We start from the raw sequence: 24,913 nt of genomic DNA on the forward strand, positions 1-24,913 counted from the left end.
CTATATGACGGGTCATTTTTAAAAAGCGTGTATCACTCTTTTGAATCATCCATCCAGAAAAATAATCTTCGTGTCGCCTCCTGAAACTGAAAAAAAAACTTCAATTTTTACAAAATGTTAAAAAAAATCCTAGTTTTCGATCTCGTGCTTTTTCAAAAGGTCGTACATGGTCGGCCGGCTGATCCCCAGCGCTTCGGAAGCCTTGACGATGTTGCCTTCGTACTTGGCCAGGGCAGCCAGAACCATCTTCTTTTCGAGCATGGCGCGAGCTTCCTTCAGGGTTTTATCCGCTAGGCCAAGCCCGTTCAGGGCGAAGGCGCTCTCCCCGAAACCCAACTCCTCGGCCGTGAGCAGGGTCGAGTCCGCGAGCAACACCGCACGACGCAGCTTGTTTTCAAGCTCGCGAATATTGCCGGGCCAGCCGTAGGTATTGAGGCAGGCCAGGGCGTCCGGCGTGAACCCGGCCAGGGGCTTACCCAGGTCGCGGGTGATGCGCTCCAGAAAATATTCGGCCAGAATGCGCACGTCATCTTCCCGCTCCCGCAGGGGAGGAAGATGGATATTGACCACGCCGATGCGGTAATACAAGTCTTCCCGAAAACGTCCATGGGCGATGGCCGCGGCGATATCGATGTTCGTGGCCGCGATGATGCGCACATTGACGGGAATGTCCTTTCTGCCCCCGACACGCTGAATGACCATTTCCTGCAGGAATCTGAGCAGCTTGACCTGCAGGTTGACGGGCAGCTCCCCTATCTCGTCCAGAAAGAGGGTCCCGTCGCCGGCATACTCGACCTTGCCCCTGACCATGGAGGCGGCCCCGGTGAAAGCCCCTTTTTCATGCCCGAACAGCTCGGATTCGATCAGGTTCTCCGGGATTGCTCCGCAGTTGATACAGATCATGGGACCGTGCTTGCGCAGGCTCTTGGAATGGATGGCCCTGGCCACCAGTTCCTTGCCCGTGCCGCTCTCACCGGAAATGAGGATCGGCACGTCCGAAGCCGCGACCTTGTCGATGAGGCCGAGCACCCCGCGCATGGCCGCGCACGAACCCACAATTCCGCAGTTGTCCTTGACCTCGCTCGCGGCTTCGTCCTGCTGAACCACACTCTCCCGCTCGATGGCATGCAAATGGAAAGCGCGGCGGATGATGACCCGCAGCTCGTCCAGGTCGATGGGCTTGCGGAAAAAATCGAAAGCCCCCAGCTTGATTGCCTGCAAGGCGTTTTCACGCTCATCGTTGCCGGTGACGACAATAATCTTGGCTGAGGGCTCAAGCTTGAGCATCTCCACCAGCCCCCGAAACCCCTCCTCCGAAGACTCCACGTGCGGAGGCAGGCCCAGGTCCAGGGTTACGACGCCGGGGTGAAGCTTGCGAAAGACAGCGAGCGCCTCGTCGACATTGGCAGCCAGGTGGAGCGTGTAGGATTCCGAAGTCAGACCCCATTTGAGCTGGGTCAGGACGTCCTCGTTATCGTCAACGATTAGCAGATGTTCCAATTATGTCTCCACTCACTGTGAATTTTTCGGCCGCAAAACATGTCATGCTGCGGCAGAAAAAAAGATGTTTATGAAAAAAATAGCACAGCCAGCCAGGGAACGTCCACACTTCCTGGCCCGAAAATGCTCACAAATCCTGCCTGTCCCCAAGACAGACAACAAATTCAGCACCCTCGCCCAGCGCACTGCGCACTTCGATGCGCCCGCCGTGGGCCTCCACGATCTGCTTGCATTGATAGAGCCCGATCCCCATGCCCTTGGCCTTGGTAGACTTGAACGGCGCGAAGAGGCCGCCGGCCATGAACTCCTCGGCAATGCCCACGCCGTGATCCGTGACCCGTACAAACGGTTCCGGATCCTCACCGACCGTGACGGATATGGTTTGTCCCGCCGTGGAAGCCTCCAGTGCGTTGAGGCAAAGGTTGAGGATCACCTTGCCCATCTCCGCGCTGTCGACCATGACCCGCGCGTCCGGACCCTGAAAGTCCAGACGTTCCTGCGGCAGTGGACGGGTGGCGTCTTTTGCGAGGGACAGAAGGCCCACAGGCTCGCGCTTCAGGGTGTGACGGTCGGGAAGGCCTTTGAGCTGCGAAATGAGAATCTTCATCTTGCCCACCGTGCTGCCCAGGGAATCGACCAGATCCTTCTGGAACTCGGGATTGGCTATATGCTTTTGCGCGTTGTCGGCCATGAGCGAGAGCGTATAGACGTGATTTTTTAAATCATGGAGCACAAAGGCCGACACCTTGCCCATGATCTCCATCTCCCGCGACCGGGCCAATTGGTCCAGAAGGCGCATGTTCAAGAGGGATGAGGAGATGTGCCGAGCCATGGTGTCCATCAGCTCGAAGTCCTCCTCGTCGTATTCTTCCTTCGGATTGATGGGCGGGCCCAGCAACACGAATCCGTCCAGCACGTCTTCGCGGAAAATGGGGATGGCAAAGCCGGCCCGCGCGAGCCAGGGCGAGGGGTCGTCCACATCCGCCGCGCGCAGCACCGAGCGCCGGGCCTCTAGCGCCGTCACCAGGGCCGAACCTTTCTCGAAACCGCCTTCGTAGTGGTCCGTCTCCACCAGGCTGACGGGCAGATAGAGCTTGCGGCCATGATCGAAGAGAAAAAGCCCCGCGCCGACAATGCCGAAGGTTTCGCAGCAGGCCGATAATGCCGCCTGCTGCAGCTCGTTTTGCGTGCGGGCCGAGGCCAGGTGCTGGGTGAACTGCACCCACTGGATGCGGTAATCATACTTTTCGCCGTAAAAATGCATCTGCAGAAAAAGGCGGATCTTGCGGCGTACCGTGTCCGAGAGAAAAACGACCAGGAGTCCGAGCCCGGCCAGAAAGCTGACCACCAGCAGCACGGCCCGGCCCAGATCGTCTCCGAAAAGGCGCGCGCCCTCGCCGAGCAGCCCGAGCCCGACCAGATACAGCCCGGCCGCGACCAGGACCACGGACTTGAAGGCCAGCCGCCTCGAAAAGCTGATCCGTACTTCGGGGCCGCGCCGCAGGTCCGAAAACCACATCATGGCCGTGCCCAGAAGCAGGGCCAGGGAGCGCAGGCCCGCCAGGCTCATGTCGATGGAACGATGCAAAAGGCTCTGGCTGTAATAGAGGATCAAGGCAGCCAGGATGCTCACGGCCCCCAGAAGAATGAATTTGATCTTCCAGCGGCGGTGATGCACGGCCGCCGCCAGGGTGGCCTCAATGTTGAGAAGCGCCGCGACGCAGCACACGGCAAAACCGATATAGAAATAAAAGCTGCCGGGAAGAAGGAAAAGAAGGCCTTCGGCCACGAAATCCGGCGCAAAATAGGCGCCCTGCGCAGCCAGGTATCCGGCCCAGGGCAGCATGAGGCAGGACAGGAGAATCAGCGCGCGCTGCGTTCCGGGCAACCTGCCCTCTTCATAATCCCGGGCAAAAAGGGCCGTGAACCAGATCCAGGCCGGTCCCAAGGCCCCTTCCACCAGCAGCCCGGCCATGCGCCAGGCCTGCACCGCTTCGGGGTACAGGAGCGTCAGCAGATCCAGCGCTTCCAGCCCGGCAGACAGCACGAGCGCCAGGGCCAGGGCTCCCGAGGCCCGCGACCGATCGGCGCGCATGACGCCAAGCAGCATGCGCGCGGCAAATCCCAGGGCCAGGATGACGGCGCACAAGGTTGTCAGAAAGGAAACGAAGGAAGGCGTCATCAAGCTACTCCAGATTGCCCGCAAGCGTTGCCGTATTGCCGAAAGGATCCATCAATTCCAGCCTCCACGGCTCCCCCTTGCGCACTTCCCGCTTGGGGACGAACACGCAGGGCCTGGAGGCAAAGCGTTCGAAGACATGCGTTGCCCCGTTTTCCTCGCCAGCAACGCGGCCAAGGCGCATCTGGGCCAGGCGGGGCTCATGGGCGCTCGACCCCAAATCCGCCATGACCAGATATCCCTTGCCGCGCTCCGCATCGCGCGCCTGCGCCACGCGCACGTTTTTGTCCCAAGTCAGGCCGGTCAGGCCCCCCGGCTTTTGCGGTTCAGGCGACAATCGGTACAGAGGATCGCCCACAAAACTGGTGATCCAGCCCAGGTGGACCTGGTTGCCAAGCAGAATTTCACCCACAGGGCGGCCTTCACGCAGGGCCGGATAAAACACCGCTTCGTCCCAAAAACTGTGGCTGTGTATGTGGGGCGTCTTGCGCGGGTCGACGCGAGCCGACCCGGCCGTCATCGTCACCCCTTGCCTGAGGAATTCGTGGAATCGCGAATCCTTCATGTTCCAGCCCTGATTCGATTGGACAAAGGCCCCAATCCCGCCGGGAAGGAACACAGGGCCTGAGTTGAAGAATCCGCTCCCCGGGGCCAGTTTGAAAAGGTCAAGCCGGACCCTGCCTTTGGGGTGCTGGAACAGATGCCTGTATCCCAGGTCCCAAAACGGCTTGGCCGGAGTCCGGTCACCGATCTCTCCGACGCGTTCCGGGGTTTTTAAGAGAGTCACATCCGCAAGCATGCCCATTTCCGGGCCCGCATGCCTGGATGCATAGACGGCCCGGTCCACCAGTTCCATGGCTTCAAGGGGTGTCTGTCCGTCGATGCGCATGGCGAAAAAGAGGTGGCGATCCGGGCGCAGGGCCCTTCGCGCTGATGTGAACCGGGGCGAACCCAGCCCGGCCTTATTCCCGCCTTTGCTGTAGGCCGCAGGGTGCACGAACGGATTTATATCCGCCCCTTCGAGCGGCATGGACATTCGCGTGCGGAATATAATATTCGTGAATGCGCTTTTCTTTGGAGCCGGAGCAAAGCGCATCGGCTGGACCTCACTTTGGTGCAGGCTCTCGAAATCGTAGTACATGAGCTGGAGTCGCTGACACAAATCAATCGCAGATCCATAATCGCGCAACTGCGGGCCGACCCCGGTGGCAATGCCGTACGGAGCCGCAACGGTGCGGGGCAGCCCATGACAAACAACGATGTACAGGACATGATCCTTCAGCAGGGTTCCGTCGGGCCGCGCATTGGCGGGGTCTTCCAGAAACGCCTTGATCGGAGCCTCCACCAGATCCAGATACTTCCGGTCGTCACGGATTCCGTCGAGGCCCGTGGCACTCCATGACGCCTGCAGAATGTCCTTGTACTCGGCGCTCCACTCATGAACATCGCCCTGAACATTCCCGCATCGGGCCTTGGCCGTAAATGTCCCCTTTATGAAAAGCCCGCCCAGAGCCCTGATCTGCCAATCCCCGTCATGCCGGACCCGCACCTTGTCGGGATAAAGGCTTGCGCCATTCTCGACGAGCAGGAAGCGTGCGCGGTTTGAACTGTCGTCGGACGCGATCTCAAGCCGCAGGGTGCCTGGGTCCCACGGAACCTCGGACTTGGGCAACACCACCTCCACCATGCGGCTGTCCCGCATCTCGCAGGCGGACACGGAACGTTTCGAATCATGGGGCTGATAAACCACCCCGCAACCGTTATCGCTGCTGGGTTCCTCCAGATGATCGCCGAGGAGGAGGCTTTTTGACGACCGGTCATCCGTCAGTCCCAGCAGATAGGGTCTCTCCCCGGTGACCGGGTCGGTATGCATCCGCGCATAATGCTCGGCGACCGCCAGGGAATCCTGAGCTGCAGAAACAAGGGGATGCCGCGCTCGCAAGTCCGCATTGTAAAGGACGAGGACCTGCGAGGGCGACACCCCGGCCGGGGACCCGGCAAACGCCACGCCTCGGCAGAAAATAAACGCGCACAGGAAAAACAGGAACGCGGCGGACAGGCGGCATGAAATCTGGAGCCAGGCAAGCCTTGATATATCCATGTGCATACGCCCCCCCGAAATTCCTAGTTTGGCAAAAAATCGCGAATGACCGGATAGAAATCCCGCAGGAAATCTTCGATCTGCTGCTCCGCCGCCTCCTGGGCGCCATCTCCCTGCACGGAAATTCTCATGAAGCTCTGATCCCGGCGGCGGTGAAACATGGAACCCGTGATCTCGGCAAGCTTCAGGGAAAACTCGTCCGACATGGTCCTGCCGCGCATGGAGAACCAGTAGTAGATGACCTCCCGCTTGTTGCCCATGGCGTACACGGCCCGGGCCAGGTTGACCGCTTCCCCGCCCAGATCCAGCGTGGTGTGCGTGGAGGATATTTCCGTCCAGCCGCCGCCCGGCAAACAATGCTTGGGCGAGTGAATCCTGCCCGCATCGGGGCCGCCGTTGAAAAAGCTCAAATACATGTCGACGCTTGATCCGTCCTCTCTGGCATAGCGCCGGGAGAGGTAGTCCGTCGGCATGAGCACTTTGAGGATGTTTTCGCCGAGGTTTGCCTGCCCGATCATGCGCCAGCCCTCATGGCTGGCCGGGAACTCCCCGAAGGGCCGCCCCAGGGGCACTTCGAGATCGCGGTGATAGCCCATGTATATCCCGGCTCCGGCCAAAAGAAGCATTATGAAAATAAAACGGAAGCGAATATTCATGACCACCTCTTGAGTGCTGCGCCCAGGGCCACGAACATGACCACCGCTGCGAAAAAGACGAAGAATCCCGCGAATTCATGAAAAAATCCTTCGGCTGCCGCCGCTCCGAAATATTGGGCCAGAACCCCCGTGGCGATGACCCGCAAACAGTTGGTGAAGACCGCGATAGGCAGGGTGGAGCCGATGAGCACCACCCGGTCCCGGACCGAGGAATGCAGCACGAAGGCGTATGCCGTGCCCAGGGCCAGCAGGGACATGATGGAGCGCAATCCGCTGCAGGCATCCGCCACTTCAAGGGTGATGTTCGGGAACATGAGGATGTTGCCTTCCTGCCAGATGACGATGCCCATGGCTTTCAAGGCCAGGACCGAAACCTTGGTCACAAAGAGCTTCAGCGGAAAGGCGGCGGCGTCGTAGATGATGTAGGGGATCGGGATCATGAGCAGCAGATAGGCCAAAGGGGCAAGGAGAATCCCAAAAATCCTCCAGCCCAGGATATAGAGCACCGATCCCGCGATGATGACCACCAACGAGGCGCGCATGGTGAAGTATTCCGTGCCCAGCCAGCCGAAAAGAAGCATGGCCAGCCCGAAGAGGACGAGCCCCATGCCGGACTCGGCAGGCTTGACCTCCGCCTCCAGGAGATCGTCCCGACGCATGTAGGCCAGGTACCCGGCGATGAAGGGCACGAGAAAGCCGTGCGAGTAATTGTCGTCGGCAGCCCACTGCCTGACCATGGGGACGACGATCGGCCAATAGACGACCCCGGCGGCAACGGCCAGAAAAACAACCCAGATGATCAGATTCTTTTGATTCTTCAAGAGTTCCATTCAGCTCCCCTCATCCGATGTTCACGTTCCAAAGGCCTGTCCTACTCCCAAACTCCGTCCAAAGCCTCCCGATGCGCGCCCCGTCCGACCAGGCTGCGCACCTTGCGCGCGGCCTGACAGGCGGCCCAGCCTGCCAGGGGAAAAGGATCGAGCAACTCGAAATCATCCATGGCCGCGAATCCGGCCAACACCGCGTCCGGCCGCGCGGCGCTGGATCCGGACAAAAATGCGTGGGCTTTTCTCATCATGTCGCCGCCCAGCCACCGCGTGGCGACGACCGGCGGGTTCAGGGGCGCACTGAAGTCGTTCTCGCCCATGGCACATTTGTAATAGTAGTAGGGAAAATCTATGCCCCGGGCGATGCTCTGCCCGACCGAGCCCCAAAAGCGCGGATTGACGTCGATGAGAAAACTCTTGCCCCGGACCTCGTCATGAAGAAAGTCCGCCTGACACGGCCCGGTCCAGCGCAAATCATCGAGGATGGTCTTCATCGCCGCCGTGGCATCGGGAAAATCCCGGCTGACCCGGACCGTCGGCTGGCCATACGGATGGGGATAGGTCTGCACGGTCCAATATGAGTCCGCAGCGACCAGGGCCCCGTCGCGGTAGAGCATGGCCACTCCCGCAATGGGACCTTCGATTTTCTCCTGAACGAGATAGCGCTCCGGAAGCACGTCAAACTGCTCTGTCATGCCCCGCAGGGCAGTCATGTCGTGCACCTCCATCACCGACCACCCGCCCCCGCCCTGCTTGGGCTTGAGGACGGCAGGGAAATGAAAATCGGACGGCAAGCCTGAAGTCATTGCGTCTTCGAGTTCCACGGTCAGGGGCATGCTCACCCCGAGACGCTCCGCAATGTTTTTGAGAGAGCGCTTGTCGTGCAGACTGATGAGATCCGTGTACTGCGCCATGAAGATGCGCACATGAGGGGCAAGGACGGCGCGATGACGCGCCACGAAATAGGTTTCTTCCAGCACAGGGATAAGAACGTCGATTTTCTCCTTGTCGATGATCCGAAGGAGGTCTTCGACAAAGCGGGCCTCATCCAGAAAGGGCGAAGCGTACACATGTCTGCCGGCGGCATGGCGCGACCAGAATGACATGGCCAGCGGATCGGAATCCGCCATGACCGCCTGGATGCCATGGCGACTTAAATTCTTACAGATGCAGTAGGCAACACGAGTGCTGGCCGAAGTGATGAGTGCGCGTCCCACAGTATCTCCATTCTACACATTGAGATTAATTTTAAGCGCACTATTCATGAAGCTATCTTCCTTGCCAAAGAATTCTTCATGGACTTGAGAAAAGAGAAAGTGCGCGAATTCTTATCAAAATAATTTTTGGGCTTTGAATAATAATTCAAAAAATACATACATTTTCCATACGGGCCGAGCCTGTCTCCAAGACCCTTCACATATGTATTCTTACAAGGATTACATGTTCCGCACGGCTTGGAGAAAAACGTTGGACGATGACAAAACCATGACAAATTCAGTATATCCGCAAAATCGTGTTCTGCCGCTATTCTTCGCATGTCCACTTTATAAATGTCCGTTATCGCGAAAGCAAAATAATGAAAAAGATCGTAGACAGGCGTTCCTTTAAATTTTGCATCGATACCGCGATATCCCTTTTCATCTTCGGATAAATAATTTGCAATGACGGAACGACAGCCGACAACCGAATCAGAACGTTCAATAACCAGCTCAATTTCCGACAGGCCGAACTGATCGGCCCAGATGGACAGCCACTCGTATTGTCCACCCAGTCTCTCTTTAAGTCCGTCATAACATACGGATAAATGCAGATTTTCGCCCACATCGGTTTTGTCAAAATAGAGTGTCGGCAACAGAAGAGCACTCAATTCAGGATATTTTTGTTTCAAGGTACGCTTGATGTTGCTCATCGCCTTGAACTCATGAACAAGAGACCAGCGGAACGGATCAATTATATAAAATGTCTGCACGGGACATTTCTCCACCACGACAAGGTAAAGCACTCTGAATGTCGAGTCCCACCCGCCAGTCCATAATACTTTTTTAACTTCACTCATTGATCCCTCTTCACCAGTATAGAACTGATAATTTCAGCATTTTACCAAAATTTAACCCATCTATTCTTAACAAGCCGCAGCACTATCTCCACAGTAAACATTTTCGTAAACATATGGCCACTTTTGTCCCCACTGAGCAATTCCATCAAATTCTTCTTGGAAACATATTTTGATATCTCAAGATCATGACCGTGAAAAAACTCATCGATCCATGCTCCACAATCATTATTCAGCCATGTTTCCCAATCTTCGAGCGGGACCTGATTTATTTCCTTATTCAATGTATTGCGAATCTTATGGTTAACCCGGTACAGGAAGTGAAAAAAATCTCCCGCCAGGACAAACTCGGGACGCGCGCTGACAATGGGTATTTTTGCAAGGTGAGGAGCTTTTTTCGCCAGCAGATAGGACTGCATGACCATTTCGCAGCGCGAGCCGCGACTATGCTCGGGCAAAAACTGGGAATAGCTCAGCATGCTGAGCTCCGAAGCAAAACCGTACTCAATGATTTTCGTATCGTATGCAGGAACTCGCCACGTGGTGAAGTTATCCGCAATTTTCATTTCCCCGCCAAAATATCTCGCGCCGATCATGTACAAGCTATATGAAAAATGATGTGCGCTGGACGTAAAACTCCCGAATCTATCAGCAAGTAAACAGTTTGTTTCTACAATATGATCCGAGAAATGACCAAGGTCATCTTCAAATACTTCACTCCATGAACCATTTTGAAATTCTGATGTCTTGCCTTCAAAGAGGTCGTATACGTCTGGAGAAGTCAAGGGATGCCATCCAGCATGTCCACGCAGCGCACCCAAGGCAACACCGCTCAGGGTAAGAGGATATTTCGTCCCATTTTGCGTTATCGAGCGATACACGTGCAGCAATGTGGCCCGTTTCACCCCTTGTGTTCCGGAAGACACATAAACAGTGTCCAGCATAAGCTCAGGCAAACCGGCTACGAATTCCTGACCAAACAAAATTTCCTTGTGCGACGTTCCGGCGCTGTGGGCCACTCTTGCCGCACGGATCAGATCCGACGTACCGGGAATTCCGTAGGTGTAGGTTGTCAAGTCCGCACCGGCCGGCTTGAAACCAAGCACCGTCCGTGCATCCCAACCGGCGGTGATGGGGCACGCCATTTTTGTATCTTCAAAATAAAGCGGGAATCTTTCCGAAAAAACGTCCAGGGCAGCTTCCAGTGCCTTTTCTTTCTTGAGAAGCGGCGTATGCACCTTGAATTCCGATGCATATGTGAAAATTTTGTGCACAATTGAATCTTGCAGCGAAAACTTCATCACCGTGCCTGCAGAAGCTCTGGTTACACCTTCCAAAAAACTTACGTTGGAGACAGGGAAATTGTAATATAAAAATTCCCATATCCATTTCTTGCTGATATTAAACGCATCCAGCTTGCAAAACGACGAGACCTCAGACCCTATATACAATTTCCCAGAATCAACCCCCCAGTAAATGGAATATTGGCTTCTTCTGTCGGTCACGACAAACACTTCATTTTCAAGATTATTTACTGCGATTATCCCGTACATACCCTCGAATTTGGATAATTCATAAAATGACTCCCTGCTGAGAGCATCGGATATGATCTCAATATGATTCGAAGGAATATCAACCACATCCCCTATTATGAATATCTTCCATTTCGAATTTTCATAAAAAATTGAATACTTCATTTCCGGCGAAGGAGTTTTGCCAATTCTGATGCGAAAATTCTTTCCGATGAAGCTTGAAAGTGTGCGCGTCCGACAAGGATTCAATGTTTCATCGACATCCAGAAAAAGAGAATCCTGATTCAAACATTCTTCATTGCATCCAAAGCAACTAAAAAATGAGGACATATGCACCTCGCTCTATACAAGCATCAATTTTCAATCCAGATCTTTCGTGTAAACTCATGTCCTGCCTACTCTCATTGCGGAAGATAGGGACCTTCAAACACCCCCTGTCCAAAGGTCGTGACAATGATCCGTGTCATATCCGCAGGATCAAAATTAATGCTTTGCACCGTTGCAGCAGGAAATTCCGAATAATGCCGCCAAGTCGCCCCGCCATCCTGGCTGTAGAGCAATCCGTTCCTGGAAGTACCGGCATAAACCAACCGGGAATTTTGAGGATGAAGGGCCACAGCCATGGTCTGTTCATAGCTCTCCCCCCGGGCCGCTTTTTGAATCATCTCGTCGGTCAGGACATGCGCCCAGGAGCCTCCGCCGTCCGTCGTCTTGTATATGCCGCCCTGCATCCAGTGCCCTTCCGAAGACCCGGCCGAGACGTACATCACGTCTTCGTTTTCAGGGTCCCAGGCGAAATTCGTGGTCCACCAGACAAGGTTGACGCCACTACTGATTGGCTTCCATGTTTCGCCACCATCCGTCGACTTCCAGACGCCGCCTGGAGCCGTGAAATAATTATTCTTGGAGCGCAGCCCTGTGATGAGGCAGTACAAATTTCCGCTCTTCGGATGCATGCGTAACCTGTAGATATGCAGATTTGGCGCAACGCCCGGGCCCGGCGAAATTTTTGCCCACGACGTTCCTCCATCAACGGACTTGTACACACCCGCTTCGTCATCATCGCCTTCCCCGTAGATTCCGGCGTAAAGAATCCGCCTGTCCGTAGGCGACTTCGGATCGAGAAGCACCGTAGTGCAGACCTGCTTGGGCAACCCGGAGGAGCTGCCCGGCTTGTAGGGAACCTGCCAGCTCAGGCCGCCGTCCGTGGATCTGACCACCCCGCCCTGATGCCCCCGATATCCCGATTTGGTAACCGAAAGATTGGAGTGGTGCGGAATGTCGTGACGGGCGCTCACCGCCGCGTACAGTACGTCCGACACATCCGGATCGATGGCCAGATCATAGAACGTGTTCCTCCAGGGCGAACCCTGCGCCGTCCATTGCCAGCTTTTTCCGCTGTCCGGCGACCTGGCGAACCCGATGTCCGTGTAGGTGATGTAATGTCTGGCCGGGTGATGGGGGTCGAAATGATAGCCCCAGGCGCTGGTCACCTCCAGCCCGATACTCTGGTAATGCGCCGACTTCTCCGGCCCAACGGCAACCTCTGTGGCCATGCGCGGATGCCATGTCTCTCCTCCGTCCCGGGTGCGATACAGTTCGCCCTGCGTGACGAGAAAGGCTTCCTCGGGTTTTCGCGGATTGACCGCAAAACCCTTGGGCGAGATCAGATAACTCCATTTCAGGGAGTCCTGAATCCAGGTCGGTTCCACATTCGCCTTCCAGCCGTATTTGCGGGCGAAATCGGCCATCCTGAAACTCGGGCTCCAGCTTTGACCGCCGTCAATGGAACGGAGCAGGTTGATGTTGACGTTTGATCCGGTCTGGGCGGCATAGACGACATCGATCTGCCCGGGGGCCATGACAAGGTGATTTTCGCCCCCATAGGGTGAATGCGCGAGGGCCCAGCTCGACCCTTGGTCCGTGGAGCGGATGATGCCGAACTTGTGCAGACTGGCCACCATGAGCGAACCTTTTTCCGACACCGCGCCAGTAAGCCCCATGGCAGGGTGCCCCTTGATTGCCCGCCCGTCGACGACCACGGGAGACGTCGTCCACGTCTGGCCCCGGTCACGGCTGCGTGCGACAACATCCGGATCCGCCATGGCGCAGAGGACCTCGCCAAGGATGACGGTCTCGGTTGTTTGCCGGTCCAGCACTATTTTCCAGGTCGCGCAGTCGTCATCAGTACGCCACAGCCCGCCCTTCGTGCCGACGAGAAGAACATCCGGCGAGCCGGGAATCGCGGTCAGGTGCAAAATCGCTTCTTTCCCCCAGGGCATGCCGTCCACCTTGGGCCACGAGCGTCCCTGGTCCGTGCTGACCCGCAGTGCGGTCTTCCCCGACCGCCAATAGATGCGATCCTTGAAGAACACCGGGGGCGTGGAGAACTGCATGAAGCGAAAGCCCTGGGTGTAATGGATCAGTTCCCACCGCTCGCCGCCGTCTTCCGAGCGGTACGCGCCGCCCATGTCGGTGACCAGAAACATGAGCCCCTCGTCGTATGGAGAGATGGAGAGGACGTACATTCCGCCCCCGCCGCCAATGCCACGCGGGGAAAACACTCCCGTATTCACCGTTGCAAACGATGACGGCGCGGACATGCCCATGATGACGAACACGGCCCAGAACATCAGGCCATACGCTGCGCATTCGCCATGCTTTCTCTCTTCCATTATTCGTGACACGATTCGTCCCTCACCCGCCCAAGCATGGCTATCTTCATTTTTTCCCAGTTTTCGACCGCGAGCTTCCCGCCTCCCCGAAAGAGCCGCGCCAGGCGGCTTCCGCCCCGCACCTCCTCCAGAAACAGCGGCAGCAGCCACGGACCGAGATAGCGAAACCCCATGCGCCCCTCGACCCCCGGAGGCCCTACGCGGGAAAAGCGGAAACACCCCTTCGCGTCCAGGGCCGCCGGCCGGAGCCGTTCCCGAGACCCGACGGTGGTGCCGACATAGTACTCGGCGGCCGCGTCAAACACTTCCTCAGTGTAACCACCTCCCGGCCAGCAGAAGAAATCGATCTTCTTGCCCAGGTTTTCCTCCAGTACGGTTTTTGAGTCCGCGAGCTCCCGGCGCACCCGCAGCATGAATTCATCATGGGTCTCCAGCCCGGTGCGCGTGCAGGTTTTCATCAGTTCTTCAGCCTTGGCGCGCAGCTCGTCTCTCCAATCCGGCCGGTCGAAAAACGACCGTCCCCGAGCGGCCGCAAATTCACGCAGCGCCTGTCCGACGCGTTCATCAGGATAGTAAACAGGGCCATCCATGGATTTGGCGTGTTCATACACCGGCTCGCCCCAGACGCCCGGATCGGATTTGAAATCCAGATAGCGCCACTTGTCTGCGGGCGAAGCGTTCCAGTCCATCCAGTAGTGCGTATCGCCCGGGTGACGAAAATCCACGATCCCGGGCCCGCAAGGATACCAGGTGTGCGTGATCCCGTGGGACTGAATCTCCATGACACCGCTCTGCTCCAGGGCGCGCATCTCGCTCCAGGAGAGAAAACCGGCGCCTGGCAGACGGGCGCTGTCCGGACGCAGCGGATCAAACTGGGGCCGTGGCTCGCTCGCGGGATCGACGAAATCGGTTGAAGCGAAAATCGTGGCGCAAAAGCCGTGTTTTTTGAGCAGCGGCGCAGCATAGACCCAATTATCCAGATACCCGTCGTCAAAAGTCAGGGACACGACCCGCTCCTGGCCAAGACGCCCGGCCAGGGCGATGTCCATGTACTCGCGCAGGAAAACCGACCGATAGCCGAAACGCCGCAGCGCGCGAAGCTGGGCGTCGAAGAGCTGCCACGGAACCGTGAGGAAACTCCAGGCCCAGCGTCTGTCAGGCACGCCCACGGTATGAAACATGACGGAACTGGTTCCAGGACGAGACATTACTGCACCTCGCAGACGATATACCTGTGTTTTCCACCGATTGTGCGTGGGATTTCATCCACAAAGCGGACCCGCAGCCGGATCTCGCCCCCGTGATCATGTGCGACGCATTGCGGCAAGGCATTGAGCTGCCTCATGGACTCTTCGCTCACGCCTTCCTTGCATTTGACCAGCAGTTCCACCTCTCCGGACACCGATTGCCTGAACTGGAATGAAAGAACGCCCTCTATCTCTTTGATGATCTTGACAAAATATGCGCCGTGAATCTTGCCCCCGCCTGCGGCGAGCATGTAGTCATAGATGCGGCCGATATCCATGCGGATGAGGGGAAAGCCCCGGCCACAGGGACAGCCATGGGAGAGCGGGGTCGCGTAATCGCCGATCTCGTAGCGCAGGAGCGGCATGGTCCGATTGGTGAGGCCGGTCACGACCAGACGCTTCAGTTCCGAACCCGCCTCGGGCAGGAACTCGGCATAGGCCGAATGCGTCAAAAGGTGCATGCCGCCGTGCTCGCACTCCACGGCGATGCACGGCACCTCCCTGCTCCCGTACTGGTCGTGGACCCGGCACCCGAACGCCTGCGCGATGAGGGCGCGCTGATGGTCATGGAGTTTCTCCGCCGAGGTCATGACTGCGCACACGCTCGAAGGCTTGCGTCCGCAGGCCAGGATGTGTTCGGCCAAATCGCTCAAAACCGAGACATAGCCGTACACGAAGACCCTGCGAAAACGCGCCAGAACCCCCAGCCAATCATCCATTTCCTTGCGCCCGTAGCGGTAGGCGCTCAAGGTCATGGATCCTGAAAGCCATTGCTTCAGGTCCACCGACGGCCGCGCAGTCCCCTTATCCCTTGGATTGCCCCAGATGTTGACGATCATGTCGGAGGGCTTCCACCCGGCAAAGGAAAGCCCGAGCATGAAGCTGCCCTGCATGGCATCGAACACGTCCATGTCCTGATAAAATCTGACAGGTTCCCCGGTGGACCCCCCGGTGGCGTTGTCCACGCGGCGTGACCCGTTCGATGCGGAGGACAACATGCGCGGCAGGTTCTCGCGCAGATCCTGTTTTAAAAGAACCGGCAGACAGGCAAAATCTTCAAACGTCCTGATCTCGCTCGCCTTGAGGCCGTGCGCACGAAAAAGGTCCTGATAGAACGGCACCGTGCGGGCGGCATGCTGGACCACCTGGACAAGCCGGGCCAGTTGCCGCCGCCGCAATTCCTCCACGGGCAGCCGTTGCAGGGTGATGCCTTCACGCATGAGCGCATAGCGCCTGCTTCCGCGCAGGGTATGCATTGCCTGGCGCACAAGACCTATCATGGCCGCCTCCCCGCATCCGCATACAGCGCTGCATAACGCTCCACCATCCGCTCATGCCCGTATTGCCCATGAATCAGGGCCTTGCCCCGCGCCGCCATGTCGGCGCGCGCGGCGGCATTCTCGACCATCCAGGCCAAGCCCCCGGCAAGGGCCTGGACGTCACGAGGAGCTACGACCTTGGCCGTCACTCCGTCCTGCACGACCTCGCCAATCCCCCCGACATCGGTGGTGAGCACAGGCAAGCCTGCGGCCATGGCCTCCAGGACCGAGATCGGCATGCCCTCGCGCATGGAGGACAAGACAAAGACGTCCATGAGGCCCAGCAGGGCCGGGACGTCCCGGCGCATGCCCGTCAATTGGACGAATTCGCCAAGGCCAAGCTCGCCGATCAGGGATTCGATGCCCGGCCGGGTTTCGCCGTCGCCCACCAGCAGGAGACGGGCGCCGGGATGACTGCGCCGGACCGCGTCAAAAGACCGCAGCAGTACGGGGTGATCCTTGGCTTCGCTGAAGCGGGCCACATTTCCGAACACCGTGATGTCCGGCCCTCCCCAGTTCTCGGGCAAGAGCCCGCGCGTTTCAGGGCTTGGCTCCGCTTGGGCAAAACGTCCCAGGTCCACCCCGTTGGGGATGACCTGAATCCTGCGTGCGTTGATGCCTACGCGCTCGACCATGAAGGACTTCAGGTTCTCCGAGACGCAGGTGACCGCGTGCAGAAACGGAGCGCAAAGGCGCACCATGCGCCGCAGCATGGGCTGCTGTTCGAGGGAATGCTTGGCGTGCTCAGTATAGACCACGCGCACACCGGCCAGCAGCGCTGCCGGGAGTACGAAGGAGAGAAGATAGCCAGCCTGGACGTGCGCCACATCGACCCGCTCGCGGCGCAGCAGGCCCGCAAGAGCCTTCCAGACCGGGAGACGGCGGGGGGAATTTGACGAGAGCACATGCCAGGGCAACCCCAGGGCCTCGATGGCCGGAATCAGCGTACCGGTGCCGCGCACCAGTCCGCACACGGAGCCACGCACGCCCGCCTTCTCCAGAATGGTCAAGGCCAGGCTCTCGGCGCCTCCGGGAGCCAGGGAGACAACACACTGCATCACATGGGGCTTCACGGACGCTCTCCGATGACCTTGGCGGGCACGCCCGCAGCGATGCTGTACGGAGGAATCGGTTTGGTCACCACGCTGCCGGCCGCGATGACGCAGCCCTCGCCCAGATCGGCCATGATGATGGCGCCGTTGCCGACCCAGCAGTCCCTCCCGATGGTGATGGGCTGGAACTCCCCGCCCTGCAACCGGATCGGGATGTCCCGGGAGTCGAAACGGTGCTGATTCTTTCCGCCGGTGACCATGACGTAGGTGCCGATCATGCAGTCAGCCCCGATATGGCATCTGCCTATATTGGCACCCGTGCTGAAATCCGTATTGTGACCGATGCGGATATCCGGAGATGAAAACGTGGTCAGAAATCCAACAGCACAACTTTGCGGAAACTCATTCATCGCAATACGGTAAAAACCACCACGAATATACGAACCCAAAAATCCTGGAAAGAGAGATAAGAATTGCGACATGCTTATAAATGCGCCGTTTTTTCCGACAAAAAAAGATCCAATCCGATATATGACGTACGGAATTATTGCGATAACGAGAAAAATTGCATGAAATAATTTCTTGATCATATATCACCAGCCCCTATCTATGTGTGCATGAAACTAAAAGCCTGTTGAAAAATTCATGTTAAATGACAACAGCCGCCTGCTGCTCCTTCCACATCCGGTATCGATCTTCCCCGAAATGCTCCTTGAGTTCTTCGGCAATGGGGAGCTTGCCCACAATGCGGCCCGGATTGCCCGCGACAAGACAGAACGGAGGAATTTCGCCCGCCACGTGGGCACCGACCTTGGCCACGACCCCGTCACCGAGACGCGCGCCGGGATACAGGCAGCTCCCTGCGCCGAGCAGACACAGATCGCCCACGCTCACCGGCCGGACGCTCTCCCGGGAAGCACTCCCACCTCCAGAGGTCATTCTTGCGGCCGCGTTGGCGATGGGGTGTCCGGAATTGTCCATGACGATGCGGCATCCAATCAGGCTCCAACTGCCGATGACGACACTTTTGGCGACCATGAACCTGGATCGTGGTGAAATGTACGTGTTATCCCCAATCCTCAGTTCAGGATCGTCAAATATCTTGAGACCGGCCAAGCTGACGTTGTCGAACATCGTGACATTTGATCCTATGTAAATATTCAGCTTCCCCCCAATGCGCGTAATTCCATTTCCGCCATAATACATCTTGAATCCTGGTCCAACCTCTTTGCACATCGACTTGAACATGGGCTCATAATAAACGACACGCCAGAAATCATGCCATAATGAAGTCCGAAACGCCCATTCCGTATACAAAAATTTATGCAGACCCGGGATTACAGGAACTGACAATCCATAAAATTTCTTTGCTATGTCATAGAGCTTTGAATGGAACGGAGTTTCACGGCGCCGGATCGCCAGTTTGAATTCAGAAAAATTACGCATTTTTGTTTCCTTCAAGAGTTTGCGCCACGAGGAGTTCTTTATAGAGCGCCAGCAAACGATCCACTCTGACCGTTGGTGAAAAATTATCGAGCGCGCGGCGTCGCCCCGCTTCGCCCATGGCCTGCATGCGACTCGGCGATTCCAGCATGCGAATAAGTGCCACAGCCAAAGACTCGGCATCGCCCGCAGTGACCATGAAGCCCGTCTCGCCTTCAACCACCACCTCGGGCACCCCTCCAACCCGGCTCGCGACCACCGGCTTTGCGAATATCATGGCCTCCAGGGCCACATTGGGCATGCCCTCGCTCAAGGAAGGCATGGCCACGAGATCCATGGCCCGGTAATAATCGCCCAAACCTGAAATATGCCCTGTAAAAAAAACCGCCCCCGCGAGCCCGCACCGGACAGCCTCAGTCTCCAGCATGGCCCGGTCCTGGCCATCACCCAAAAGAATCCCCACCGCATTGGGCACTTGCTTGCGAGTCTGAGCCAGGGCCTTGAGAAAAAAAATCTGCCCTTTCTCCGGACTCAATCTTCCAACCACTCCGACAACCAGCGCCTCGCCGGGAATACCCAATTCGTGCCGTACATCACGTCCGCTTGAATCATTGAGTTCAGCCGGATCCACGGCGTTGGGAATCACCGTCATCTTGCGCTGCGCGATCCCCGGCAGTCGTTTCCCCAGCGCTTCGGAAACAGCGACAACTCGTGTTGCCAGCGTCACCAGACCCATTTCAACGAGCCTGTAACAATGCATTTTCATGTTTTCGGAAGTCCAGCCGTGAACAAAAGCAACCCAGGGAAGTCGTACGCGTCGTTTCAAAAGAGCGCACAGTACATGGCTTTTATATCCATGCGACTGCAATATCTGACAGCCTTCCCTTTTAACGATGTTCTCCGCCTGATCCACCAAGTTCATGTCAAATTTTCTATTCTGGCGAAGCTCGACGACATTGGCTCCCGACAAGCGCATGACTCGCGCAAACTCCGATTCGCAGCCTGATTCCGTGACAAAATCCACGACCACGGGATCACAAAGCTCAAAACCTCCCGATCGCAGGAACTGAAGCAGTCCCTTCCCTGGCCCGCCCAAATTGGAGGTGGCCAAACTGATGAACACGCGCGGCCTCATTTGACACCCGAAGCGGCTTGAGATTTTGCCGAGAGAGCCTCTTCAATCCAAGCGGAGACCATCTGCGCCTTGTCCGTCCACGCATCCCCTTTCAAACACGCCCGCCTGGTCTCAAGGTCCACGGCATCAGACAACGCCTTGTCCACTTCACTCGCAAAATCTTCCGGCCTGGCTGCAATGCGCAGATGCTCCTTGAAACGAAAAACTTCCGCCATTGCCGTGGTCACGATCGGTTTGCCGGTCGCCAGATACTCTCTGAGCTTAAGAGGACTTGCAGTATTGGTGTGCTGATTCACCACGTAGGGAATTATGGCCACATCAAAAGCCGACGAGTACTGCGGCAATTGCGCATAGGGCACGGCCGGCAACCAGCGAAAGTTCGGCCTTGATTCCAGTGTGCCAAGATCGATGCGTTTTGTGCCAATGAGCACAACAGTCCAATCAACGCGCCAATCGAGCAGCATCCGAATAATTTCCACATCAAGATGAGAGTCGATAAGTCCGTAAAAACCAATTATGGGGCCTTGAATATCCGCCAAAGAGAGTAAACGTTTCTGCGTAACGGTTGCCGTGAAAAAATGATCGACATCTACTCCATGCGTTAACAGGAATGTGTTTTTATTAACACTTTTCTTCGTCGAATAAAGCTCATCAGAAACCGCCATGACAATATCAGCTTTTTCCAAAAGTTTCTTTTCAAATTCCATAACCAAATCTGGCAAATTCATACCAGGCCATACTGTGAAATCATCAACACAATAATACGACACAAGGCATTCATCAAAGTATCCAATATATTCGGAAGCATTCGGAACTGTCGCAAGAAATATTGGATTGCGAAGATCCCATTCATCCATGGCTTTTCTGACTGTACGAACTACATTCCATTTATTGAAATTTCGAACAGAAGACACGTTGTTGAAAGGAATCATAACGGGTGAAATAATCCGGAGATTATCCGGCAGGGTTTCTTGCGGCGGATTTGAAGTCCACGAAGAAATTTTTCCGGCGGCCCTTTTCACATCATACAGACTGAGTCGGGGTAAGCGCAGGCCGATGGTGTTGACCCACAGCACCCGGTTATCCGGCAGAAAATGCTGCATGATGTGCTGACAACTGAACGGATGCCGTCCCCAGTCGTCGGAAAAAACCAGAAAATTCCTGCCCTTGATCATACGCATCTCCATGCGCTCTCAAATGATGAAGGCGGGATCGCCACGGGTATGCGCATCATGTCCGCACCGCGTCCGCGAACCCGACCAACCTGCGATCCAGACGGAAGAGCCCGTATTGAACCACAATGATTACCAGTCCCTGCATGACCGACATCGCAAACAAGGAAAGATATCCCGTCCCCATGTAATCCCTGACCGAAATCCAGAAAATCCATTGAGGCAAGACATGCGTCAGTGCGACGCATCCGAGCAACTGTATATAACTCGATAGAGGCGCATCAGCCTGCCGAAACGCATAGTACGGAAGAAGGCATGCGCGAAAAATAAAAGAACAGACAAAAAACGACCACCCGACCCCAACAATCCCAAAGTACATCATGGAGATAATTGACGCGAAGACTACGCAAATACCCTCTCCTATATTGCAAATCGCCGTTATTCTATGCTGGGAAATGCCCATGAGAAATTCTTGTGCCGGGATTATGCTTGTAGAGAATATTGACCCGATCGCCATGGGCACAAGGACAAGCTGCACGTCCCGAAATTCGGGACCAAGCCACAGCTCGACAAACTCTCCACCGTAGAAAACAAGACAAAGCCCGACATAGGCCGAAACCCGATAACTGAGCCACAACGCGCTCAGCATGGATTGCCGAATCCCATCGTGGTCGTGTTGAGCCTGAAGACGGCTGAAATGGGGAATGAATATCCCGAACGCGCTACGAATGAGATTGGTAAAATACGAAATCAATTGGGTTGCTATGGAAAAAACCGCAACCCCTTCCGCGCCGATGGCCTTGACGATGATGTATGGCTGCGACCTGAAGCGCATAGCCTGTCCCACCTGAGCCACCAGGGAGGTCAACCCGAACCGGAAAAGCTCTCCCCCCAGCCGCCAATCGACATGCCTGAAGCGGATGCTGACCGAAAAGCCGCGCCGGGCGAAAATCCAGTAGACCACGCCTTCCAGAAGAAAACCCACGCCATTGACCACGGACAGAAACATCAGACCGTTTTCCCCGGATATCCAGATCAGGACCGATAGGCTCACGATCACGTTCTTGACCATGGAAATGAAGGCCAACAGGGTCCAGCGCATCTCGCCCGCCAGCACCCCGTTCCAGGTTCGAAAAAGGAAGAGCAGGGAGAATGTGCCCGCATAGATGGCAAAATACGTCTGGACTTGCGCAAAATCAGCGCCCTGCGGGATATGGTCCTTGCCGAAATAAAGCAGCACAACTGTAATAATGCATGACAAAAGACACGATATGACGTTCAGCGCGATCCCAGTGGAACAAATGCGATTTATTTCCTTCTGGTCTTCACGGGCAATGGCCGCTGCCACGAATTTGGAAACCGCCTGGGAAAGTCCGAAATCAAGCAGGAGATAGTTGGCCACAGTGGCGCTGATCAGCGCCCAGACACCATAGGCGGCCTGGCCTATGGCATTTATTATGACCGGCGTCACAAACAGGGCAAAGACTATCCCCACCCCAAAGGACACCAGGCGCAACGTCGAGTTGCGTATGAGATAACGCATCATTCTCACAGGCGCACCTTTTGCTGCCGCACCTGCAGTGCACTCTGCGGAGGATATCTGAGCGGAGCGCTGGAGCGGACTTTTTGCGGTACAGGCGCGCCGCTTGATCCGACATGGTGAAAATGCATGACCGCTGCCAAACCGAGCAGATAGTACAGCGTCGAGGAATACCCCGCGGAAATGAAGAAACTCGCTGTCCCGAAGCCGACAATGCCGACCTTCAAGGCAATCCAGCGCGCGCGGGCGCCGGTGCGTTCATCCTCCTCGACATGCCGCGTGATGAGCTGCCAGGCGCTGCAAAGCATGGCGAGATACAGAATGAATCCGGGGAGCCCCAGTTCAGCGGCAAACTGAAGGTAGGTATTGTGCGCCGTGAGCCCGATCTTGCCATCAAGCAAAAAGTGCGCGGTCCCGAACATTCCGATGCCCACGCCAAGCACCGGATTGTCGGCCACGATCTTCAGACCGTTTTTCCAAATCTGCACGCGACCGGACCTGCCCTCAAGATTGTAATCGGCGGCTTCGCCCTCCGCAGTGAGACTCGCAAACCGATCCCACAACGACTGCTCGGCAGTCGCCACGACAACGAGACCGGCCGCACAGACAAGGGCCAAAGCCAGGAGTCTGAACTTTTTGGCGGTCAGGACGAAATACAAGGCCTGAACGCCAATCGCGACGATCGCCCCACGCGAGCCGGTCAGGACAAGTCCGAGCAGGACCATGGAGCCCAGCCCCAGATAGAAACCGCGCCGGACCATGTTCCCATTCATGGCCTCGGCCAGAACAACAGGCATGAACGTGACAAACAGGAGCGCGATGTCGTTCGGGTCGTACGTAAAGCCGGCGGAAATCCTGCCGGCGCCCTTGCTCATGATCATTACACCGGCCAGCAAGGAAACGCCGTAAATGAGCGCCGCCCTGTATTGATTCAAATGCCCGGCGGCTGAAAGCAGCACCAGGCAACACGTAAAAAACAGGATCCGAGTAAAAGAAAGCAAACTGTTCAAAGCCCCGGTGCCCCAGACGCTGAACGGAACGCTCACCATTGCCATGATGAACAGCAAAAACAGATAGTGTGCGAACGGAACGCTGGCCTTAAGCTTCCCCAAAAGTCCTTTCGGCAAGAAAAACAATGAAATAAAACCTGCTGCAAACGCAATTTTCCCAAGATGCAAGGGAACAAGAAATGTGAACAGCTCAGGCATTCGAGCCATGACCACAAAAACAATGATGAAAATTACTATTGCGTGCATAAGGCCTCTTAAAAATTTTAGATGAAGAACTTAAAAAAACACTGAACTATAAATAACTCAAAATTTTAAATTTTTTATATTTTTGCTTAATGCTTAAATAATATTTACTTATCGGATAAATACATATTATTGCTATAAGAGCTATAAAATAACTTGTTGGCACGCTAAAATAAACGTTTTTTGATATTGGCCAATACATTTGATTTAAAATTTTTGATAATCCGACAGCAATAATTTTGCATAAAGGAAGATGAACTATATATATAAAAAGAGATGTCGACCCGATGCTTATTAAAAACTGACACCGCAAGGAAAAATAATCGATCAAAAAGGAAAAAATAAAAATCGTCCCCAGCGTCACAAGTGAAAAATACAAGGAAGGCGGGTACTTCGAAATATTTACAAAGGATGCCACCGTCTTCCATGTTTCAGGATATTCCTGCCACAAAGGCTGATACCCGTAGACATTTGCACCGCGAAGCACCACCCACACAAAAAAGAGGGACAAACCCAAAAAAAGGAAAACATTCCTTCTTTCCTTGAGGGGCAAGAGAAACAAATGTCCTGTGGCATACCCCAGAAGCATCATTCCAAACCATGGTATGACAGGAAAACGATTGAATATTGATGTGTCACCAACGAATCCAAACGTATCCGCGGTCATGAATATCCGCCAAATCACATGATCTTCACCCGGGAAGTCATAGAGGACAGGCAGTCCATGTCCGGCCAAAATCGCCACGCTCACGAGAAGAAGCAGATTTCGGGGCAGTTTGGAAAAAAAAGACAGCAGGATCATGGACATCCCGATGCTCCACAGCACATCGAGAGATGCCGGATACTCCGACGTGAAGAGCTGCATGACGGTCCTTACCAACTGCAGCGCGATCAACAGCAATCCTCTGGGGATCAGGAAGCTGCCCAGCGATCTCTGAACTCCGCCCTTGTGGGCCCACAGATAAGCGCCGACACCGGCCAGAAACAGAAAAATGGGCGCCCCGCTGTGCGTGAACCAGCGATTGAAGAAAACGAAGACCGTGGTCACGTTGACGTTCAGCATGGCCAGCGGGAGCGGCGAGGCCTTGCCCAGGACTGCGGCCGCTTCGTAGGAAAGATAGTCGTAGCTGTGCCCCACGACCATAAGCATGATGGCGATCCCGCGCACCATGTCGATGGACTCGATGCGCGAAGGGGCGGATGCCTGAACCGTGGTGGAACCGTGCATC

Annotated in this window: 19 protein-coding genes; all 19 read right to left on the minus strand. The window is 55.9% G+C overall.

Annotated features, from left to right (window positions below; all coding sequences use genetic code 11):
* Positions 1 to 129: 129 nt before the first annotated feature.
* Positions 130 to 1,500: a PEP-CTERM-box response regulator transcription factor gene (gene prsR, locus DBAC_RS10980; RefSeq protein ID WP_015774366.1), complete on the minus strand. Its 1,371-nt coding sequence runs from the start codon at positions 1,498 to 1,500 to the stop codon at positions 130 to 132.
* A 127-nt stretch (positions 1,501 to 1,627) separates the two neighbouring features.
* On the minus strand, positions 1,628 to 3,682 hold the full coding sequence (gene prsK / locus DBAC_RS10985; RefSeq protein WP_015774367.1) for an XrtA/PEP-CTERM system histidine kinase PrsK: 2,055 nt from the start codon (positions 3,680 to 3,682) through the stop codon (positions 1,628 to 1,630).
* Positions 3,683 to 3,686: 4 nt separating this feature from the next.
* Positions 3,687 to 5,786, minus strand: a complete 2,100-nt coding sequence (locus DBAC_RS10990; protein ID WP_015774368.1) for a hypothetical protein — start codon at positions 5,784 to 5,786, stop codon at positions 3,687 to 3,689.
* 17 nt (positions 5,787 to 5,803) lie between these two features.
* Positions 5,804 to 6,436: an exosortase C-terminal domain/associated protein EpsI gene (locus DBAC_RS10995; protein ID WP_015774369.1), complete on the minus strand. Its 633-nt coding sequence runs from the start codon at positions 6,434 to 6,436 to the stop codon at positions 5,804 to 5,806.
* The gene (gene xrtA / locus DBAC_RS11000; protein ID WP_015774370.1) at positions 6,433 to 7,266 is read right to left on the minus strand and encodes an exosortase A; all 834 of its coding nucleotides are present in this window, start codon (positions 7,264 to 7,266) and stop codon (positions 6,433 to 6,435) included. The genes DBAC_RS10995 and xrtA overlap by 4 nt, the downstream gene beginning before the upstream one ends.
* Positions 7,267 to 7,307: 41 nt before the next feature.
* On the minus strand, positions 7,308 to 8,480 hold the full coding sequence (locus tag DBAC_RS11005) for a carboxylate--amine ligase (RefSeq protein WP_015774371.1): 1,173 nt from the start codon (positions 8,478 to 8,480) through the stop codon (positions 7,308 to 7,310).
* A 44-nt stretch (positions 8,481 to 8,524) separates the two neighbouring features.
* Positions 8,525 to 9,319: a hypothetical protein gene (locus DBAC_RS11010; protein WP_015774372.1), complete on the minus strand. Its 795-nt coding sequence runs from the start codon at positions 9,317 to 9,319 to the stop codon at positions 8,525 to 8,527.
* A gap of 41 nt (positions 9,320 to 9,360) precedes the next feature.
* Positions 9,361 to 11,136 carry an asparagine synthetase B family protein gene (locus DBAC_RS11015; RefSeq protein ID WP_143890905.1) on the minus strand — a complete coding sequence of 592 codons (1,776 nt, stop codon included), beginning with the start codon at positions 11,134 to 11,136 and terminating at the stop codon, positions 9,361 to 9,363.
* A 113-nt stretch (positions 11,137 to 11,249) separates the two neighbouring features.
* Entirely contained in the window at positions 11,250 to 13,535 is a 2,286-nt protein-coding gene (locus DBAC_RS11020) for a WD40/YVTN/BNR-like repeat-containing protein (protein WP_143890907.1), read from the minus strand.
* The gene (locus DBAC_RS11025; RefSeq protein ID WP_015774375.1) at positions 13,523 to 14,731 is read right to left on the minus strand and encodes a polysaccharide deacetylase family protein; all 1,209 of its coding nucleotides are present in this window, start codon (positions 14,729 to 14,731) and stop codon (positions 13,523 to 13,525) included. The genes DBAC_RS11020 and DBAC_RS11025 overlap by 13 nt, the downstream gene beginning before the upstream one ends.
* Complete coding sequence (locus DBAC_RS11030) at positions 14,731 to 16,050, minus strand: phenylacetate--CoA ligase family protein (RefSeq protein WP_015774376.1); 1,320 nt, start codon at positions 16,048 to 16,050, stop codon at positions 14,731 to 14,733. The genes DBAC_RS11025 and DBAC_RS11030 overlap by 1 nt, the downstream gene beginning before the upstream one ends.
* A complete protein-coding gene (locus DBAC_RS11035; protein ID WP_015774377.1) occupies positions 16,047 to 17,162 on the minus strand; it encodes a glycosyltransferase in 1,116 nt (371 codons plus the stop codon). Before DBAC_RS11035 ends, DBAC_RS11030 begins: the two co-directional genes overlap by 4 nt.
* Positions 17,159 to 17,419, minus strand: coding sequence for an acyltransferase (locus DBAC_RS19865; RefSeq protein ID WP_228644881.1), 261 nt, complete (start codon positions 17,417 to 17,419; stop codon positions 17,159 to 17,161). Before DBAC_RS19865 ends, DBAC_RS11035 begins: the two co-directional genes overlap by 4 nt.
* A gap of 370 nt (positions 17,420 to 17,789) precedes the next feature.
* Positions 17,790 to 18,275: an acyltransferase gene (locus DBAC_RS19870; protein WP_228644882.1), complete on the minus strand. Its 486-nt coding sequence runs from the start codon at positions 18,273 to 18,275 to the stop codon at positions 17,790 to 17,792.
* Between the two features lie 304 nt (positions 18,276 to 18,579).
* A complete protein-coding gene (locus tag DBAC_RS11050) occupies positions 18,580 to 19,719 on the minus strand; it encodes a glycosyltransferase family 4 protein (protein ID WP_015774380.1) in 1,140 nt (379 codons plus the stop codon).
* The gene (locus DBAC_RS11055; protein ID WP_015774381.1) at positions 19,716 to 20,894 is read right to left on the minus strand and encodes a glycosyltransferase; all 1,179 of its coding nucleotides are present in this window, start codon (positions 20,892 to 20,894) and stop codon (positions 19,716 to 19,718) included. The genes DBAC_RS11050 and DBAC_RS11055 overlap by 4 nt, the downstream gene beginning before the upstream one ends.
* A 55-nt stretch (positions 20,895 to 20,949) precedes the next feature.
* A complete protein-coding gene (locus DBAC_RS11060; RefSeq protein WP_050762085.1) occupies positions 20,950 to 22,437 on the minus strand; it encodes a lipopolysaccharide biosynthesis protein in 1,488 nt (495 codons plus the stop codon).
* A gap of 2 nt (positions 22,438 to 22,439) precedes the next feature.
* Positions 22,440 to 23,306, minus strand: coding sequence for an O-antigen ligase family protein (locus DBAC_RS11065; protein ID WP_167320935.1), 867 nt, complete (start codon positions 23,304 to 23,306; stop codon positions 22,440 to 22,442).
* A gap of 427 nt (positions 23,307 to 23,733) precedes the next feature.
* Positions 23,734 to 24,912, minus strand: a complete 1,179-nt coding sequence (locus DBAC_RS11070) for an acetyltransferase domain-containing protein (RefSeq protein ID WP_015774384.1) — start codon at positions 24,910 to 24,912, stop codon at positions 23,734 to 23,736.
* Position 24,913: the final 1 nt, after the last annotated feature.

This window comes from Desulfomicrobium baculatum DSM 4028 (assembly GCF_000023225.1).
Classification (GTDB): domain Bacteria; phylum Desulfobacterota; class Desulfovibrionia; order Desulfovibrionales; family Desulfomicrobiaceae; genus Desulfomicrobium; species Desulfomicrobium baculatum.